Annotated in this window: 12 protein-coding genes; 2 read left to right on the top strand and 10 right to left on the bottom strand. The window is 69.7% G+C overall.

Going from position 1 to position 16789, the window contains the following annotated elements:
- Positions 1–18: 18 nt before the first annotated feature.
- The 8 genes from ACIP79_RS18880 to ACIP79_RS18845 all read right to left on the bottom strand — a co-directional run bounded on the left by ACIP79_RS18880 (position 19) and on the right by ACIP79_RS18845 (position 6087).
- Positions 19–636 (bottom strand): NAD(P)-dependent oxidoreductase, encoded by a 618-nt coding sequence (locus tag ACIP79_RS18880; protein ID WP_401224621.1) that lies wholly within the window; start codon positions 634–636, stop codon positions 19–21.
- A gap of 52 nt (positions 637–688) precedes the next feature.
- Positions 689–1120, bottom strand: a complete 432-nt coding sequence (locus tag ACIP79_RS18875; RefSeq protein WP_401224619.1) for an ester cyclase — start codon at positions 1118–1120, stop codon at positions 689–691.
- Between the two features lie 24 nt (positions 1121–1144).
- A complete protein-coding gene (locus ACIP79_RS18870; RefSeq protein ID WP_401224617.1) occupies positions 1145–2095 on the bottom strand; it encodes an alpha/beta hydrolase in 951 nt (316 codons plus the stop codon).
- Positions 2096–2282: 187 nt separating this feature from the next.
- Positions 2283–3200, bottom strand: a complete 918-nt coding sequence (locus ACIP79_RS18865; RefSeq protein ID WP_401224614.1) for an oxidoreductase — start codon at positions 3198–3200, stop codon at positions 2283–2285.
- Between the two features lie 585 nt (positions 3201–3785).
- Entirely contained in the window at positions 3786–4265 is a 480-nt protein-coding gene (locus ACIP79_RS18860; protein ID WP_401224613.1) for a DUF3592 domain-containing protein, read from the bottom strand.
- A 51-nt stretch (positions 4266–4316) separates the two neighbouring features.
- Positions 4317–4943 (bottom strand): hypothetical protein, encoded by a 627-nt coding sequence (locus ACIP79_RS18855; protein WP_401224611.1) that lies wholly within the window; start codon positions 4941–4943, stop codon positions 4317–4319.
- Positions 4944–5035: 92 nt separating this feature from the next.
- Positions 5036–5707 carry an NUDIX domain-containing protein gene (locus ACIP79_RS18850; protein WP_401224609.1) on the bottom strand — a complete coding sequence of 224 codons (672 nt, stop codon included), beginning with the start codon at positions 5705–5707 and terminating at the stop codon, positions 5036–5038.
- On the bottom strand, positions 5704–6087 hold the full coding sequence (locus ACIP79_RS18845; protein ID WP_401224607.1) for a DUF4406 domain-containing protein: 384 nt from the start codon (positions 6085–6087) through the stop codon (positions 5704–5706). Before ACIP79_RS18845 ends, ACIP79_RS18850 begins: the two co-directional genes overlap by 4 nt.
- Positions 6088–6136: 49 nt before the next feature.
- Between ACIP79_RS18845 and ACIP79_RS18840 the strand changes: the two genes are divergently transcribed.
- Both ACIP79_RS18840 and ACIP79_RS18835 read left to right on the top strand, forming a co-directional pair.
- On the top strand, positions 6137–6895 hold the full coding sequence (locus ACIP79_RS18840) for a DeoR/GlpR family DNA-binding transcription regulator (protein ID WP_401224605.1): 759 nt from the start codon (positions 6137–6139) through the stop codon (positions 6893–6895).
- 509 nt (positions 6896–7404) lie between these two features.
- Positions 7405–9954 (top strand): discoidin domain-containing protein, encoded by a 2550-nt coding sequence (locus ACIP79_RS18835; RefSeq protein ID WP_401224603.1) that lies wholly within the window; start codon positions 7405–7407, stop codon positions 9952–9954.
- 123 nt (positions 9955–10077) lie between these two features.
- On the opposite strand, the gene ACIP79_RS18830 is transcribed toward ACIP79_RS18835, so the two are convergent.
- Both ACIP79_RS18830 and ACIP79_RS18825 read right to left on the bottom strand, forming a co-directional pair.
- Positions 10078–13329, bottom strand: coding sequence for a family 78 glycoside hydrolase catalytic domain (locus ACIP79_RS18830; RefSeq protein ID WP_401224600.1), 3252 nt, complete (start codon positions 13327–13329; stop codon positions 10078–10080).
- A 50-nt stretch (positions 13330–13379) separates the two neighbouring features.
- Complete coding sequence (locus ACIP79_RS18825; protein WP_401224599.1) at positions 13380–16787, bottom strand: glycosyl hydrolase; 3408 nt, start codon at positions 16785–16787, stop codon at positions 13380–13382.
- Positions 16788–16789: the final 2 nt, after the last annotated feature.

The raw sequence follows: 16789 nt of genomic DNA, 5'->3' as shown, positions 1-16789 counted from the left end.
GTACAGCGGCACTCCACTTCACTTCTGCACGTACACCGATTCGTCCGCGTAGCGCTCCTGTTCCAGGTTGTCGAGCATGAACTCGGCGAGGTCGGCCCGGGAGATCCGGCCGAGGATGGATTTGCCTCGGTAGTCACCATGCCGGTAGGCGCCGGTGGTGGGGCCGAACGTGAGGGTGGGCGGCTGGACGATCGTGTACGTGAGGCCGGAGGCGCGCACCAGGGCGTCCTGGCGCTCCTTGGCCAGGAAGCCGGAGCGGGCGAGGAGACGGACCGCGCCCAGCAGGCCTCGCATCGCGGGGTTGAGTTGGCGTCGGCTGATGGCGCTGGTGCCGAATCCGGTGAGCGCCTCCAGGCGTCGTACGCCGGTGTTCCGCATCGCGGTGACGATGGTGCGGGTGCCTGTGTCGCAGACGGCGTCGCCGAGGCTGATGATCGCCGCTTGAGCTCCGGAGAGGGCCTTCTCCAAGGCCGGTACGTCGTCGAGTTCAGCGACCGCTACCGTCAGATTCGCATGTCGGAGCGTGATGTTGGAGGGGTCGCGGGTGACGGCGATGACCTCGTGGCCCCTCCGCAGCGATTCGGGGAGGAGCACGCGGCCGACACTGCCGCTGGCGCCAAAGACGGTGATCCTCATGACTGTGCCTTCTCCAGGTCCTTGACGTAGGTCTTCTACTGCGGCTCGCCGGTCAGGAGGCTGAGGGCAGGCTGGTGATGCCGAGTTGCAGAAGCATGGCGAGGACGTCCTCGACGAAGGTCGCCTCAGCGATCTTGCCGTCGTGGACGCGGTAGACGCCCACGCCGTTCCACTTGGCCGCCTTGCCCGTGGCGGGCACGCCCATGAACGGACCTGTGTTGACACCGCTGTTGGTGAACAGCGCGACGACGGTGTCGCCCTCCGCCAGGAACCGCTGCGGCTCCAGGCGCATGCCGGTGAAGGCCCCGGCGGCGTTGGCCTCGGCGAACTCCCTGAATTTCGCCGGGCCGTGGTACTCGCCGAGGCTGCCCCCGCGCCAGACCATGTCCTTGGCCCAGTACTTCTCCAGGGCGGAGAGGTCTCCCTTGTTCAAGACGTCGTCGATGAATTCCTGGACGACGGTGATGTTGTCCTGTGCGCTCATGTTGGTGCCCCTGTGGTTGGTGGATCAGGCGGAGAGACGGGCGTTGAACCAGGACGCGACGCGCTCGGCGACGGCGTGGCCGGTGTTGGGGGCCATGTTGTTGAAGCCGTGGACGCCATCGGGCCAGACGTCGAGGTCGGCGTGGTTGCCGGCGGCCTGCCAACGGGCTGACATGAACAGGCTGTCGTCCAGCAGCCAATCGAGCGAGCCGACCGTGAACAGGGCAGGCGGCAGGTTGTCCAGCTTCGCGAAGAGCGGGGAGACGGACGGGTCGCGCCGCTGTTCGGCATCGAGGTCGGGGAAAGCGTTGTCGACGAAGCCGCGGATCCAGTGACGGGGCAGGACGAGGGTGGTGTGGTCGGCGAGGCGGCGGCTGGGAGTGCCGCTGACGTCGTACGCGCCGTAGACCAGACTGATCGCGGCGATGCGCTCGGCCACCTCGGGGTGCTCGTCACGCAGCCGCAGCAAGGTCACGGCCGCCAGGTGTCCGCCGGCCGAGGCACCGTGCAGCAGGAGCCGGTCGGTGCCGAACTCCGCGACGGCGTTCTCGGCGACCCACAGGGCTCCCGCCATGCAGTCGTCGATCGGGGCGGGCACGGGATGCTCGGGGGCGAGCCGGTAGTCGATGCTGACGGTCGCGATCCGCGAGTGCTCGGCGTAGTAGTCGTTGATCCAGTCATCTTCCTGAGGCGTGCCGATGCACCAGCCGCCGCCATGAATGTCGATCATGACGGCCTTCACCGGGCCCTCGGGCCGGATGATCCGCAGTACGAGATCCCCGCCCGGCCCCGGGATGGTCCGCTCGCTCACCGACTGCTTCACATCGCGGCTGAGTGCGAAGTCCGCGCCACGAACCGCCGCCAGGCCTTCGCCGGTGGTGACATCCGGATACTGCATCGACTCGGCGATCTGCTGGTTGACGGCGGCGAGTTCGGCCGCGTCGGGGTTCGGGACGAATCCGTCGGAGCTGGTCATGGAGCTGTCTCCTTCACTGGCACGGCCGCCACCAGCGGCCCTGCGGGTGTCTCGTTACCTTGTCGAGCACGGGACATGTAGACGATTGATTTCATTCCTGCGCGTACCGGGCATCCGGTTGCGCACGGGTCGGGAAGCTGCCGCACCGCCGCTCACCCCGCGCGCAGAGGTCAAGCGCCGGACTCCGTCAGGCCTTGAAGGTGACGCCGATCAGCCGTTCGCTCTCCGTCCACAGGCGTGCACCCTGCTCCGGGTCGTCCGCGCCGCGGGGGAGCTTGGCCGGCTTCGGCGTGCCGGAGGTCTGGTCGCGCCCCGAGGGGCCGATGAACTGCCCGTTCGTCACCCCGGCGGCGGTGGCGGCGTACAGCGAAGGCCACGCGGCGCCCTCGGGCGAGCCCATGAGCAGACGCTCGGCGATCGGGGTGAACACCTTGGCCAGGGCTCCGTTGCCGTGCTGCTGGAGGTTGGTCATCGCGGCCCCTGGGTGAACCGCCAAGGCCTTGAGGGATGTGTCGGCGCTGCGCCGGGCGAGTTCGAGGGTGTAGACGATGTTGGCGCGCTTGGACTTGGCGTAGGCACCCATGCCGCTGTAGCGCTTCTCGCTCATCAGGTCCTGGAGCCGGCCCATGGGCCAGCGCGCGGCGATCGCACTGACTGTGACCACGCGAGGGGCCGGGGAGCGGAGAACGGCGGGCCACAGTTGCGCGTCGAAGGCGAAGTGGCCGAGGTGGTTGGTACCGAAGGTCATCTCGAACCCGTCGCGCGTGGTCTGACGGGTGGGCAGGTTCATCACCCCGGCGTTGTTGAACAGCAGGTCGATCGTCTCGGTCTCGGCGATGCGCGAGGCCGCGTCCCGGATCGACGCGAGATCCGACAGGTCCACCACCAGCGTGTCGGTCTCGGCCTTCGGTGCGACGGCGAGCACCTGCCGCACCGCTCGGTCGAGGTTCGCCCGGCTGCGTCCGGCGAGGATGATGCGCGCGCCGTGCGTCGCGAGCACGCGTGCGGTCTCCAGCCCGATGCCGCTGTTGCCGCCCGTGATCAGGGCCGTACGCCCGGTCTGGTCGGCGATCGAATCCGGGGTCCAGTGACTCACCGCGATCATGCTCCCTTACTGAATGATTTTTCAATACCAATGTTGTGGACGGGTCGGAGCTTTGTCAAATGAACGTTCATTAGTTACGCTCGACGGATGTGTACCGGGTATCCAGAGGCCAGGAAGCAGCTGTTCCGCCAGGCTGCGCCGGTGGAGTTCACCGAGTCCGGCCGAGCGGGAGCCCTGATCGACCGGACGGCCGGACGTGCGGTTGCCAGGACCCACCCGGGACCCGCCGGGTCAGTCGCGCTCGTCCACGCCCTCCGAGGCAGTGTCCTCTCGCTGCTGAACTGACGTCGTGTCGCGCACGCACGCTCGTTGTACGGGCGTACGTCGGCAGACAGGCGCAACTGGCGCCGGATGCTGACATCCACCCGGGCGTCCGTTGTCCACCGGCCCAAGTGACCGGTTCCGGGCCGGTCAGCCCGGTTCCGTGGCGGCCGATGCGGGGGTGCGCCGGGTCTGCGCGAGATGGAGAGCGATGTGACGGCCGAGGATCGTCGATATCCCCGAACGGGGAGCACGGGCTAAGAACAACTCGGGTGCGTCAATCGGTCGCGTCAATTCGTGTCACGACAAGGAGGAGGGAGGACATCATCGGATGAGTACGGCCACCGCGGCTGCGAGGAAGAGCACTCCTGCGGTAAGGAGGGGAACGAAACGGGATCGGCTGTGCTTTCCGGTGCACACCCTTGCGCTTTCCGGCAGTTCGGGGAGGTAGACAACCGGTACAGACGTTCCGAGGTCCAGGGCCAGGCTCGCCCCGGTCATCGGGGGCGAGAACCTTACACGTCGGCCTTGCCGGTTGGTGAACTCGACGACGGGCGCCGGGTGATCGTCCGACGGCGCCTGCGCCTGGTCCACCACCACTCCCTCGGCGCGTACGCCGTACCGACGCAGCCGTCCCTCCATCCGCACCTCGCGCACCCCAAACCACAGAGCCCCCAGCCCCGGCAACGCCAGCAGCCCGGCACCGATCACTTCATCCGTCATCCGCCCCTCCTCTCGCTCGCGCGTCGCCGCAAAGAACGGGCCGCACACCAGAATGACGCGGCACCCGGTCCGGCGGTTCACAAAGTGACGCGAGCACACCGTCCACCCGCGCTCATCGACGCGAGGTGGCAATCACGCCTCTGGAGCGAACGGGTTGCCGTGTCCGGGAAGCCGGCCCTCCGGGGGCACATACCTCAGCCGTCCGCTCCCGTCGGTCACCATCGTGAATCCGGCGGCATCCAACTGGGCGGCGCACTTGGCGTCGTAGTGCCGACGGACGACGATCCCGACGGGCAGCAGGACGATGAGTGCGGCCCACACGCTCACGGCGATGGCGACGCCGACGGTACTGTCCGCGAACCTGTAGCCGCAGGTCGCGACGCTCACGGTGATGACGACCGCCGCGATCGCCACCCGCTGTCTGTCGGTGAATTGACGAGTGAGGTCGAACAGCATGCGGGCCTTGAGGAGTTCGACCGTCTCGGGCACGACGGGCGGCAGCGAGAGGCCCTCGTTCGCGTCCGGGTATCGCTGCCGGTTCTGCGCGGCGCGCTCCCGGGCCTGCGGACTGGGATCGGGCACCACGCTCAGCACGACCTTGTCGCCGGTCTGCCACAGATCCTCGTACGCGTACCCGAACTCCTCGGCGATGAGGGCGAGTCGGGCGGCTCCCTTCGCCGTCATCATGCCGAGGGTGAGCTGTACCGGCTCCCCGCTCTCCATCTCCCGCAGCATTCTCCGCACGTACTTCTTGCTCACCGACTGCCCCCCGTCACCCATAATCCCGACAGTCTGTCACCCGAGCAAGTTGCGGTTGTGGCTGCGAAGCGGAACTGAGACGTACGGCGATGTCACAGGTTCCGTTGCTGTGCGAAGGGGCCGCTCAGGGCTGCCCATTGCAGGAGCAGGATGGTCTTGCCGTCGGTTATGCGGTTGTCGCGGGTCATGGCCAGGGCTTCGGTGAAGGGCAGTTCGAGGACCTCGATGTCCTCGCCGTCCTCCTCCAGCCCGCCACCGGCACCGGTCCGGTCGGCGGGAGTGTAGGAGGCGGCGAAGAAGTGGAGGCGTTCGGTGACGGAGCCTGGGCTCATGTAGGCGTCGGTGATGTGGGTGAGCGGGCCGAGGGTGACGCCGAGTTCCTCGATGCTCTCCCGGCGGATCGCGGTGTGCGGATCATCCGCGTCGAGCAGTCCTGCCGCGGCTTCGATGAGCATGCCGTCAGGGTGGTCGTTCACGTAGGCCGGATAGCGGAACTGGCGGGTGAGCAGCACGCAGCCGCGTGCCGTGTCGTAGGGGAGGACGACGGCTCCGTTGCCACGGTCGTAGGTCTCGCGTTGCTGGGTCTCCCAACGGCCGTCGCTGCGGCGGTAGTCGAAGGTGGTACGGCGCAGGACGTGCCAGCCCCGGGATGTCAACTCGACGTCGCGGACCCGGACATCGGGGTTGCGGCGCAGGTCGCGTCCGACTTGGTCGAGACCGGTTCGGCCGCGATGGTCGGGACTGTCGATGCCGGGGCGGCTCACACGGTCTCCTGTGAGGTGCGGCGGGGGACCTCGGCCACGTCGTGGTAGACGGGCAGGCCGCGACGGCGGGCGGTGGCGACGTCCTGGTCGGCGCCGGCCGAGTCGCCGGGCAGGCGGAGCACGGCGTCGCAGTGGGTGAGCAGACGGTCGGCGGTCGGGTAGAGCACCTGGTCCGCGAGGGGGTCCGTAGGCCCCGCGCCGGCGGATCGGAGGACGGGTAGAGCGATCCACTCCCCGATGACGGGGAGATGTCCGGCGGCGAAGACGGGCCAGGCGGCGGCTTCCAGGCGAGCGAGGTTGGCGGCCATGGCCTGCGGGGATCCGCCGGTGCCGGATCGGTAGGGCCCGGCGATGAGGATGAGCATGGGCTTGTCGGTCATGAGGCGCTACGATACATGCAGAAACGTGCAAGAACAGGAGAGAGTGTGCATGCTGGCTGCTGAACGACGCGATCACCTGCTCGGCCTGCTCGCCCGCGAGGGCAAGATCGTCGCCAAGGACGTCGCCGCCGAGCTGGGCATTTCCGAGGACAGCGTGCGACGTGATCTGCGCGATCTCGCGGCCGAGGGGCTGTGCCAGCGGGTCTACGGCGGCGCACTGCCCGTGTCCCCGGCGGTGGTGGACTACGCCGCCCGGCAGAGTGTGGCCCCGGAGGGCAAGGAAAGGGTCGCTTCGGTGGCCGCGGGGCTGGTGCGGCCGGGTGGCTCACTGATCCTCGACGGAGGGACCACCGCCCTCGCCGTGGCCCACGCGCTCCCGCGGGACCTCGCCTGCACGGTGATCACCCACAGTCCGACGATCGCCGCGGCCCTGCTGGACCATCCGCAGGCGGAGCTCTTCCTGATCGGGGGCCGCGTCTTCAAGCACTCGGCGGTCACCTGCGGTGCCGCCGCGGTCGAGGCAGCGCAGAACATCTCCGCCGACCTCTGCCTGCTCGGCGTCACCGGCGTGCACCCCGAGGCGGGCCTGACCACCGGAGACGCCGAGGAGGCGGCGATGAAGCGCGCCCTGTCAGCGCGGGCCGCGGACACCTACGTCCTCGCCTCCTCCGAGAAGATCGGCACGGCCTCCCAGTTCCGCGTCCTGCCCTGGCAGAAGGTCAGCGGACTGATCACCGACGCCGATCCCCACGACCCGGCCATCGAGCAGCTCAGGACGCTCGGCGTGGAGATCCTCACAGCCACCTGACGGACCGACGACCTTGAGGCCGCGGCTCTCCTGCATGAACAGGGCAGCCTTCCTCACCGTCAGAGCCCGGCTGAAGGAGCCTCCACGGCCAGGTGAGATGCGGGGCCGGAGGGGGGCTCAGTGCCCGTGTCAGCGCCGACAGCCCTCTCGGAGTGAGTGCTTGACGGGCCATCAGGTCGTGGGGATGTCGCACCTCGACGGCTTCCGTTCTCCGGGGCGGGTCGCCTCGGAACCGCTCCCCCTCCCCGCCATCGGGAACCCGCCGTCCACATCGCTCGCGAGCGATGTCGTAAAGAAGTTGTGTCCGACGGGTTGCCGAGCCGTTGATTCATTACTTAAATCAACACCTGAACTAAGCGTCGTCTCAACAGTTTTGGGCTTTCTCAGACCTCTCGGGCTGCTGGCCGGAGGTCTCTGTACCGCGCGCTCGACAGATTCACCAGCTCCATGCTTCTCCCTCTTCGGGTCGTCATGGCGGCCCGCCCTTCACACCCGCACGGAGTCAACGTATGAGACTCAGATCCCTGGGGATCGCGCTCGCCACAGCGGCGGCGCTCGTGACCATCCCCTCCCAGATACCGGCCGCCGCGGCCGAAGTACCGCTCTCACAAGGCAGAACCGCCACTTCCTCCTCCACCGAGAACGCCGGCACACCCGCCGCAGGCGCGGTCGACGGTGACAACGGAACCCGGTGGTCGTCGGCGCGTACCGACGCGCAGTGGCTCCAGGTCGACCTGGGGACGTCGGCCACGCTGAGCAGGGTCGTTCTCAACTGGGAGGCGGCCTACGGCAAGGACTACAAGATCCAGGTCTCCGACAACGGGAGCTCCTGGTCCGACGTCAAGTCCGTCACCGGCGGCGACGGCGGCACCGACACGCTCGACGTCTCGGGCCAGGGCCGTTACGTCCGTATGCAGGGCGTGTCCCGTGCCACCGAATACGGCTACTCCCTCTGGGAGTTCCAGGTCTTCGGCACCTCCGGCACCGGCAATCCCCCGGCCGGCGACTGCTCGACCGCCAACGCCGCGCAAGGCAAGGCGGCCACCGCGTCCTCCACGGAGAACGCGGGCACGCCCGCCGCGAGCGCCTTCGACGGTGACGCCGGCACCCGCTGGTCCAGCCAGGCGTCCGATCCTCAGTGGGTACGGGTGGACCTCGGCTCGCAGCAGAACATCTGCAAGGTCGACCTGAGCTGGGAGGCCGCCTACGGCAGGGAGTTCACCATCCAGGCCTCGGCCAACGGCCAGGACTGGACGACCCTGAAGTCCGTCACCAACGGCACCGGCGGCACCGCCTCCTACGACGTCAGCGGCTCGGGCCGCTATGTCCGGATCAACGGCACTGTCCGCGGAACCGGCTACGGCTACTCACTGTGGGAGGTCGCGGTCCACACCGGCACCGGCGGCACCCCGCCCGTAGAGGGCGGCGGTGATCTGGGCCCCAACGTCATCGTCGTGGACCCGAACACCCCCGATCTGCAGGCCAAGTTCGACCAGGTCTTCACGCAGCAGGAGTCCAACCAGTTCGGCTCCGGCCGCTACCAGTTCCTGATGAAGCCGGGCACCTACAACGGCATCAACGCGCAACTGGGCTTCTACACCTCGATCTCCGGGCTCGGTCTCAACCCCGACGACGTGAAGATCAACGGTGACATCACCGTGGACGCGGGCTGGTTCAACGGCAACGCCACCCAGAACTTCTGGCGTTCGGCGGAGAACCTGTCGATCAAGCCCGTCAACGGCACGGACCGCTGGGCGGTGGCGCAGGCCGCGCCGTTCCGCCGGATCCATGTCGAGGGCGGCCTCAACCTCGCACCGGCGGGCTATGGTTGGGCCTCCGGCGGCTACATCGCCGACTCGAAGATCGACGGCACGGTCGGCCCGTACTCGCAGCAGCAGTGGTACACCCGCGAGAGCTCGGTCGGCGGCTGGACCAACGGCGTGTGGAACATGACGTTCTCCGGTGTGCAGGGCGCTCCGGCGACGAACTTCGACTCCGGTCCGTACACGACGCTGGACACCACGCCCGTCTCGCGTGAGAAGCCGTTCCTGTATCTGGACGGCAACGAGTACAAGGTGTTCGTGCCCGGCAAGCGGACGAACGCGCGGGGTGTGTCCTGGCCGGCGAACGCGGGCGGCACCTCGCTCCCGCTCAGCCAGTTCTACGTCGTGAAGGCCGGTGCGACCGCCGCGACCATCAACGCGGCGCTGGCCCAGGGCCTCAACCTCCTGTTCACGCCCGGGGTCTACCACCTCGACCAGACGATCAACGTGAACCGCGCGAACACCGTCGTCCTCGGGCTCGGCCTGGCCACGATCGTCCCCGACAACGGCGTGGACGCGATGCACGTCGGCGACGTCGACGGGGTCAGGCTGGCGGGCTTCCTCATCGACGCCGGTGCCGCCAGGTCCGACACCCTGCTCCAGGTCGGCGCGCCCGGCTCCTCGGCCGACCACGCCGCCAACCCGACCACCGTGCAGGACGTGTTCATCCGTATCGGCGGTGCCGGTCCCGGCCTGGCCACCCACTCGATGGTCATCAACAGCGACGACGCGATCATCGACCACACCTGGATCTGGCGGGCCGACCACGGTGAAGGAGTCGGCTGGGAGACCAACCGCGCCGACTACGGACTGGAGGTGAACGGCGACGACGTACTCGCCACCGGCCTGTTCGTCGAACACTTCAACAAGTACGACGTGGTCTGGAGCGGCGAACGCGGGCGGACGATCTTCTTCCAGAACGAGAAGGCCTACGACGTGCCGAACGCCGCCGCCGTCACCCATGACGGCATCGTCGGGTACGCCGCCTACAAGGTCGCCGACAGCGTCAACGTCCATGAGGCGTGGGGACTTGGCAGTTACTGCAACTTCACGTCCGATCCGTCGATCGTCCAGCACCACGGGTTCCAGGTGCCGGTCAAGTCGGGCATCAAGTTGCACAGCATCCAGGTCGTCTCGCTGGGCGGGAAGGGGCAGTACGCCCACGTCGTCAACGACACGGGCGCACCCACCTCGGGATCGGACACCATCCCCTCGAAGATCACGAGCTTCCCGTGACACCTGGCCACACCCGGCCACACCCGCTGACCGTATGACGGTCGGCTGAACGGCACGATCCTGTGGCCCGCCCTCGCGGCGGGCCACAGGCATGCGGTGCGGTCCCCGGCGGTGCTCCCGCGGCTATGAAGTGGCCGAGCGGAAGGTCCAGTTGCCCGAGCCGACCTCGTACACCGCCTCGTCCTGTCCGATGCGGACCGGGCGGGCCCCGGCGGGTGCGTGGGCCTTCCCGCCGAACAGCGGGACGTGTACCTCCGCGGTGCTGCCGGCGGGCACGTCCACGGTCAGGCGGAACCGGTCGGCGTCCCGCTTCCACTGGGTCCGTGCGACACCGTAGGGGGTGCGGTAGGAGCCGGAGGCGGAGGTCATGTCGCCCTCCACGGCGGGGTCGATGAGGAGTTCGGCGTAGCCGACCGAGTCGGGGGTCTGTCCGATGCCGGCGACTCTGGTGGTGAACCAGGAGTCGATGGCGCCGAGCATGAAGTGGTTCTGCGACTGGCCCGGTCCGCCGTCCCAGGACTCGCCGAGCGTGGTGTTGCCGGCGAGCACCTGGTAGCCGTAGCTCGGGCTGGTCGTCCGGGTCGCGATCTTGTGGACGATGTCGTCGCGCCCGTTGGCGGACAGGACCCGGAACGCGGCGGGCAGGGAGATCTCGCCGAGGTTGAGGTGGTAGCCGGCGTTCTCGACGGCGGTGGTGAAGTGGCTCAGGAGGCGGTCCTTCTCACCTGCCGGGTAGGCGCCCATGTCGAGGGCGAGGGCTTCGGCGCCCTGGCCCGCGCCGCCGAAGGTACCGGTGGTGGTGTCGTAGTACTTCGCGGCGAGGGCCTCGGCGACGGCATCGGCCTTCGCCCGGTAGGTGTCGGCCGCGTCCTGGTCTCCGAGGACGGCCGCGGTCCTGCTGAGGGCATCCAGGACCCGCCAGTAGCCATAGGTTCCGGCGACCGCGCGCGGGAAGGTGCGGTCCGGGGTGAACCAGTCGCCGAGCCCGTAGTCGAGGATGCCGCCGGAGACCTGCGTGGCGAGGAAGTCGGCGTACTGCCGCATGCGCGGGTAGTACGTGGCCATCGTGTCGCGGTCGCCGTAGGTGGTGTAGAGCTGCCAGGGGACGAGGACGAACGCGCCGCCCCAGTTGGAGTCGTTGCGGTAGGCGCCGGGCAGGCTGGTGTACTCGGGCACGGTGCTGGGGATCAGCCCGTCCGTGGTCTGCGCGTCGGCCATGTCCCGGACGATCTTGCGGAGGTAGGAGCGCATGTCGTAGTTCCCGGCGAGGGCGGGGAAGACGAGCTGGTTCTGTTCCAGCCAGCCCAGTTTCTCCCGGCTGGGGCAGTCGGTGAGGACGCTCATCATGTTGCCCTCGATGGCGCGCCGGATCAGCGAGTGGATGTCGTTGACGAGCGGGTCGGAGCTGCTGAAGTCGCCGGCCGAGGCGTTGTCGGTGCGCAGCACCTTGCCGCGTACGGTCACGGTCGCGCCCTCGGGTACGCCTCTGAGTTCCAGATAGCGGAAGCCGTGGTAGCTGAAGCTCGGGTGCCAGGTCTCGGTGCGGGCGCCTCGCGTGGTGTAGCTGTCCCAGAGGGGTCCGCCGACGTTGCTGATGGACTGGAAGGCGTGGCCGTCCTTGAGGGATTCGGCGGGGTAGACGCGGATGGCCGTTCCGGCGGGTGCGCCGACGGTGATCTCGGGCCAGCCGGCGATGTTGCGGCCCAGGTCGAAGACCCGGCTGCCCGCGGCGCCTTGGACCTCCTGGCCCTTGAGGATCTCGACGACGCGGATGGGTTCGGTCTCGCGTGCGCTGAGTTCGGCGGGGTTGTCCGCGGTGCCGGGACCGGCCACCGTGACGGCCTTGTCCCATCCGCGGCGGTCGCCGTTCGGCTCGTCCCAGCGGGCGCTCTCGCGGCGGGCGTCGTAGTCCTCGCCGCCGTACCAGTTGGAGGAGGTGGTGGGCCCGAGCGTGGTACGCCAGTCGTCGCCGCTGGTGACGGTGCGCACGCTGCCGTCGGCCAAAGTCATCTCCAGGCGGGCGATGAGCTTGGGGTCGCTGAGGTTGCCGTACAGCTTGCGGTAGCGGTCGGCGGTGCTGACGACGTTCGACATGCCGTTGCCGAGCGCGACGCCGAGGGTGTTGGCGCCGGTCTTCAGGTGGTCGGTGACGTCGTAGGTGGCGTACTGGACGCGTTCCGCGTAGTCGGTGTTGGCGGGTTCCAGGACGGCGTCGCCCACCGGTTCGCCGTTGACGGTGGCGTCGTAGATGCCGAGGCCCGCGATGTAGAGGCGGGCGCTGCGCACGCGCGCGGGGAGCTTGAAGTCGTCGGTGAGCAGGGGCAGTCCGGCCGGGAGGTAGGGCGTGGGCGGTTTCTGTCCGTGGACGCCGGCGAGGGTGGTGAAGGGGCCCGTGGCGCTGTCGGCGCTCGAAAGGGCGTAGTCCACGGGGAAGTTGGGGACTCGGCCGTCGGCGGTGAGGACGTCGGCGCGCGGGTGGAGCGCCACTTCGTCGAAGGTCTTGGCCGACTTGAGGTCGAGGGTGAGGACCACGGGTGCGCCGGAGACGTCGGCGGTGGTGTGTGCGGTGCTCGCGTATCCGGCGGCGGTCTGCAGGGCGCTGTTGGGCAGGCCGTCGACGGCGAGGGCCGGTTCCCACGTCTTGCGCAGGGTGTTGGTCTCCGAGGCCGTCACCGCGGCGCCGCGGGCGAGGCCGGTGGTGGAGGTGGCGGAGTCACGGATGTCGATCTCGCCGAGCTGGACGCGCCAGGTGCGGTCGGGGAAGGCTTCCTGAAGGGGCAGTCCGAGCTTCGTGACGTCCAGTCGTACGTAACGGGCCGTGGTGCGGGGGACCTTGACGACGACGGGTTCGGCGGTGCGTTCGCTCAGCTGCCAGTCCGGGTGGGTGATCCAGTCGGCTTTCCAGTCCGACTGCCGGGACAGGCCGGTCTCGAAGACGGCGGTGTCGCTCCAGCCGGAGTCGCGCGGCCCGTGCGAGGACCAGAGCATGACGTGCCAGTACACGCGGGTGCGGGAGCCGAGTTCGCGGCCCGCGTAGGTGGTCTGCGGCAGCGCCGAACGGACCTTGCCCGAGTCCCACAGGTCGGGCCGGCCGCGGCGCAGCAGCTCGGGGGAGCTGGCCGCCTGGACGCGGTAGGCGGCCTGCCGGGTGTCGGCGGCGCGGGAGCCGGTCTCCCAGCTGAGGTCGGGGGTGGTGTCGTCGATGCCGAGGGCCTGGGTCAGGTGCTGGGTGCGCAGCCGGTCCGCCGTGATGGTGGCGGTGGTGGTGGCGTCCGCGGTGACGGCGCCGGCCAGCACGGTCGCGAACGCGGTCAGCGTGGCGAGGAGGACGGGGACGGGCCGCCGGTGTCCGCGGCGCGGACGGGGTCTGGGCATGCGGGCTCCCTGGAGTGCGTGCGGGTGCGGGAAGGAGGGCGAGGGGCTGGTCAGACGCGGGTGAGGTCGACGGTGAGACGGCGCCGGAAACGTAGGGTCACCGGCCCCAGCAGGCCTGAGGGCAGCGGCTTGTTGCGCTCGTTGGAGAGCGTGTTGGCCACGCGCACGGCGAGCGAGTTGCGGCCGGGCTTCACCAGGGACGTGATGTCGAGGGTCCAGGGTGCCCAGAGCAGCGGCGGGAGGGCGGTGCCGTTGACGGTGACGGCCGCGATGTCCCTGACGTCGCCGAGGTCGAGCAGGACGCGGCGTCCGTCGAGCAGGGATCGATCGACATCGAGGTCGGTGGTGTAGGTGCCGCTGCCGGAGAAGAGACGGTCGTGTTCGACCCAGCTGCCCAGGGGCCCGGTGACCGGTGTGGCGCCGTCGCGTTCCAGGGTGAGGGTCCAGTCGCCGGTCACGGTGACCGGTTGCAGCGGGTCGTCGGTGTGGGCCGTACCGACGTAGGTGTGGGTGCCGTCGGTGCCGGTGAACCGGTGGCTGCCGGGGGCGGCGGCCTCCACCGTCGCGCGCAGGGCCTTGCCGTGCCGCTCGACCGCGAGGACGGGAAGCGGCGAGGCCGTCAGGTGCGGGACGGCGCGGCCTTCGTGGCGCACGAGGACGATCCGGGTCTGGAACGGCTCCAGGAACAGGGGCAGTTGGACGCCGTTCCTGCCGCCGCGGTGCACCGGTGCGGTGCCGGTGGTGCCCGTCGCGGGATCCCAGAGTTCGGGAACACCGGTGGCGGGGAGGGTCACGGACGTCTCGACCGGTTCGGCGCCCTCGTTGTTGAGGATGAAGGCGGTGTCATCGCCACGGTGGACCCGGTTGACGCGCACGGCGTCCTGGGGTGTCTCCAGCACGGCGGCGGCCACCCCGGCGTCGTGGGTCGCCTCACGCAGACCGTCCGGATCGGCGACGCGCACGGCATGGCCCTTCCCGACGGTACGGCGGCCGGGGACCCGGTCGCCGAAGAGGTCGGTCAGCGCTCGGGCGAGGGAGCGGTCCTGGTGGTCCGCCTCCTCGGCGGCGAGGGTGCCGACGGCGACGACGGTGCCACCGGCCCGCGCGAACGCCGCGAGGGTGCGCACCGCGGCCACGTCCAGGGTGGGCGTCACGGGCACCACCACCAGGTCGTAGCGGGCCGCGCCCACGCTGAGCCGGCCGCCGCGGACCTCGGCACGGGCCAGCAGGTCGAGGTCGCCGGTGAGCGCGCCCTCGTGGACGAGGTCGAAGTCGACCTGGGCGCGTTCCAGCGCGTAGGCGGCGTCGGAGAGCGCGCCGTCGACCTCGCCCTGCCGGTCGGTGCCCGTCCACTGCTCGGCGGCGCGCTGCGGCTGCAGGAGCCCGGTGCGGGCGCCCGAGGTGCCGCGTCCGGCCTCCATGACCCGGCCGATCCACTCGGCGAGCGGCCGCATCGCCCACCACCAGGGGGCGCGCGGGCCGAACGGCGGCGGGAAGTAGACGCGGGTCTCGTCGGTCCAAAGGGCGTGCAGGACCGTCAGGTTGACGCCTCGGGCCGCCTGTGCGCCGACCGTCGTGTGGACGAAGCCGGGTGTGACCTGCCAGCCCATGTTGCCGAACATCTCCAACAGAGCCCGTTCCCGGCCCATTTGGTGTGCGACGGACACGGGGTTGCGGAGGATCATGGTGGGTTCGCCGGCCACGTACTCGGCGGTGATGATGTCGCCGCCGGGCACGTGCGCCCACTGGCTGACCTTGTGGAGGTCTCCGGTGGAGGGGATGCGCTTGGCCGGGGACGTCTCGTCGTAGAGCGGGTTGGTGATCAGGGCGACATCGCGCTGCTCGTACCAGCGGGCCTGCTTCTGGAAGTAGCGGGCGAAGCGGTTGGACACCGCCTGCCAGTAGCGGCCACGGGCGATCCGTCCGTCGCGGCCCAGGTCGTCGAAGGCGGCGGCGTAGGCGAGGCCGGGTGCGACGTCCACCGCGCGCAGTGCCTTGTCGAGCGTGGGCGACCAGGGCAGGCGCTTGAAGTGGGCCTCGGCGGAGGCGAAGAACGGCTCGTCGTCCCAGAAGCCGGGGATCACCGTGCCGAAGTAGCGGCGGAATCGGCGGTGGTACTCGCCCGGGACGATGTCGAGAAACAGCTCCACCGGCTCGTCGTCGAGCAGGTCGACGTAACTGCGGCTGTAGCCCTGGGTGTCGTCGACGAGGGGGGATCCGCCGAAGAGGTCGATCTGCCAACGGCCCGCCGGGATCTGCCAGGTGTGCGCGCCGCTGAGCCGGGAGGTCAGGTCGACGACGTCGGTGGCGTCCGTGGTGCCCGCGGGGCGGGCGGCGGCGGCGACGGCCGTGGCGTCCGCGCCGAGGCCGGGGCGGTCGGGGAAGTCCCCCGCGGCGGCGGGATCGTCGAAGGCCGTGGTGTACAGCGCGGCGCCGTCCGCCCCGGTGACGGTGAGGGTGTCCCAGAGAGAGCGCTGGTCGTCGACGGCCCGTACGCCCGCGCCGCCGGTCGCGTACCGGTCGTCGGTGACGGTGCCCTTGTCCTTGCCGTCGAGGGTGACGGACAGCGTGGCGGCACGGACGGTGACGGCAACCGTGTGGAACTTCGTCTTGTTGAAGCCGTCGGTGCGGGTGCTGCGCCGCAGTTCGACCGGGTCGGCTCCACGCGCGAGGCGTTGGACGGTGACGACTCCGGTCTGGTCGAAGGTGACGGCGTACCCGTCCAGTCCGTCGGCGGAGGCCCGGACGACGAGGCCGGCCGCGGTGTGTTCGGCCTTGGCACTGGCGGTGACGGTGTAGTCCGTCCACCCGTCGCTGCCGCGCAGGGCGGTCGCGCCGGCCAGGACGGCCGCGTCCGCGACCAGGTGCCCCGCTTCCACGCCGACCCCGCTGCTGCGGCGCAGGTCGACGGTGGCGGGTCCCTCGACGACGGTGGTCGAGCGCCACAGCGCCTTCAGGCGCAAGTCGGGGCGCGGCTCGTACGTGCGGGAGCCGACCGTGCCGCCCTTGACGACGTACTCCCCCGCGCGGCCGCTGGGGAAGTGGTCGTCGTTGAACAACCACACCCGCATACCGGTGCGTTCCGCGGTACGCAGCACGTGGCCGACGATGTCGAACCACTCCTCGGTGAAGAACACCGGCTGCATCTCGGCGTTGTCGAACGGGAAGAGCACCACCTCGTACATGCCTTTGTCCCGCAGGTCGGCCATCTGCCGGTCCACGAGTTCGGGGGTGACAGGCCCGTTCCAGTACCAGTAGACGGTCGGTCTGCTGTCGCGCCGGGGATCGGTGAATTGCCGTGCGGAGAAGGTGCGTTCGGCGCTCGCGGGCGTACCGCCCGTGCCCGTGGCCGCTGTTCCGGCTGCGTGGGCGGCGTCGGGCAGTCCGATGGCGAGGACGGTGCCCGCCGCACCGGCGGCGGCCACGAAGCGGCGTCTGGACAGGTCGTCGTGAGACATGG

Source organism: Streptomyces sp. NPDC088747, from assembly GCF_044751025.1.
Taxonomy (GTDB): Bacteria; Actinomycetota; Actinomycetes; order Streptomycetales; family Streptomycetaceae; genus Streptomyces.
This window is presented reverse-complemented; position numbering and strand designations above follow the sequence as displayed.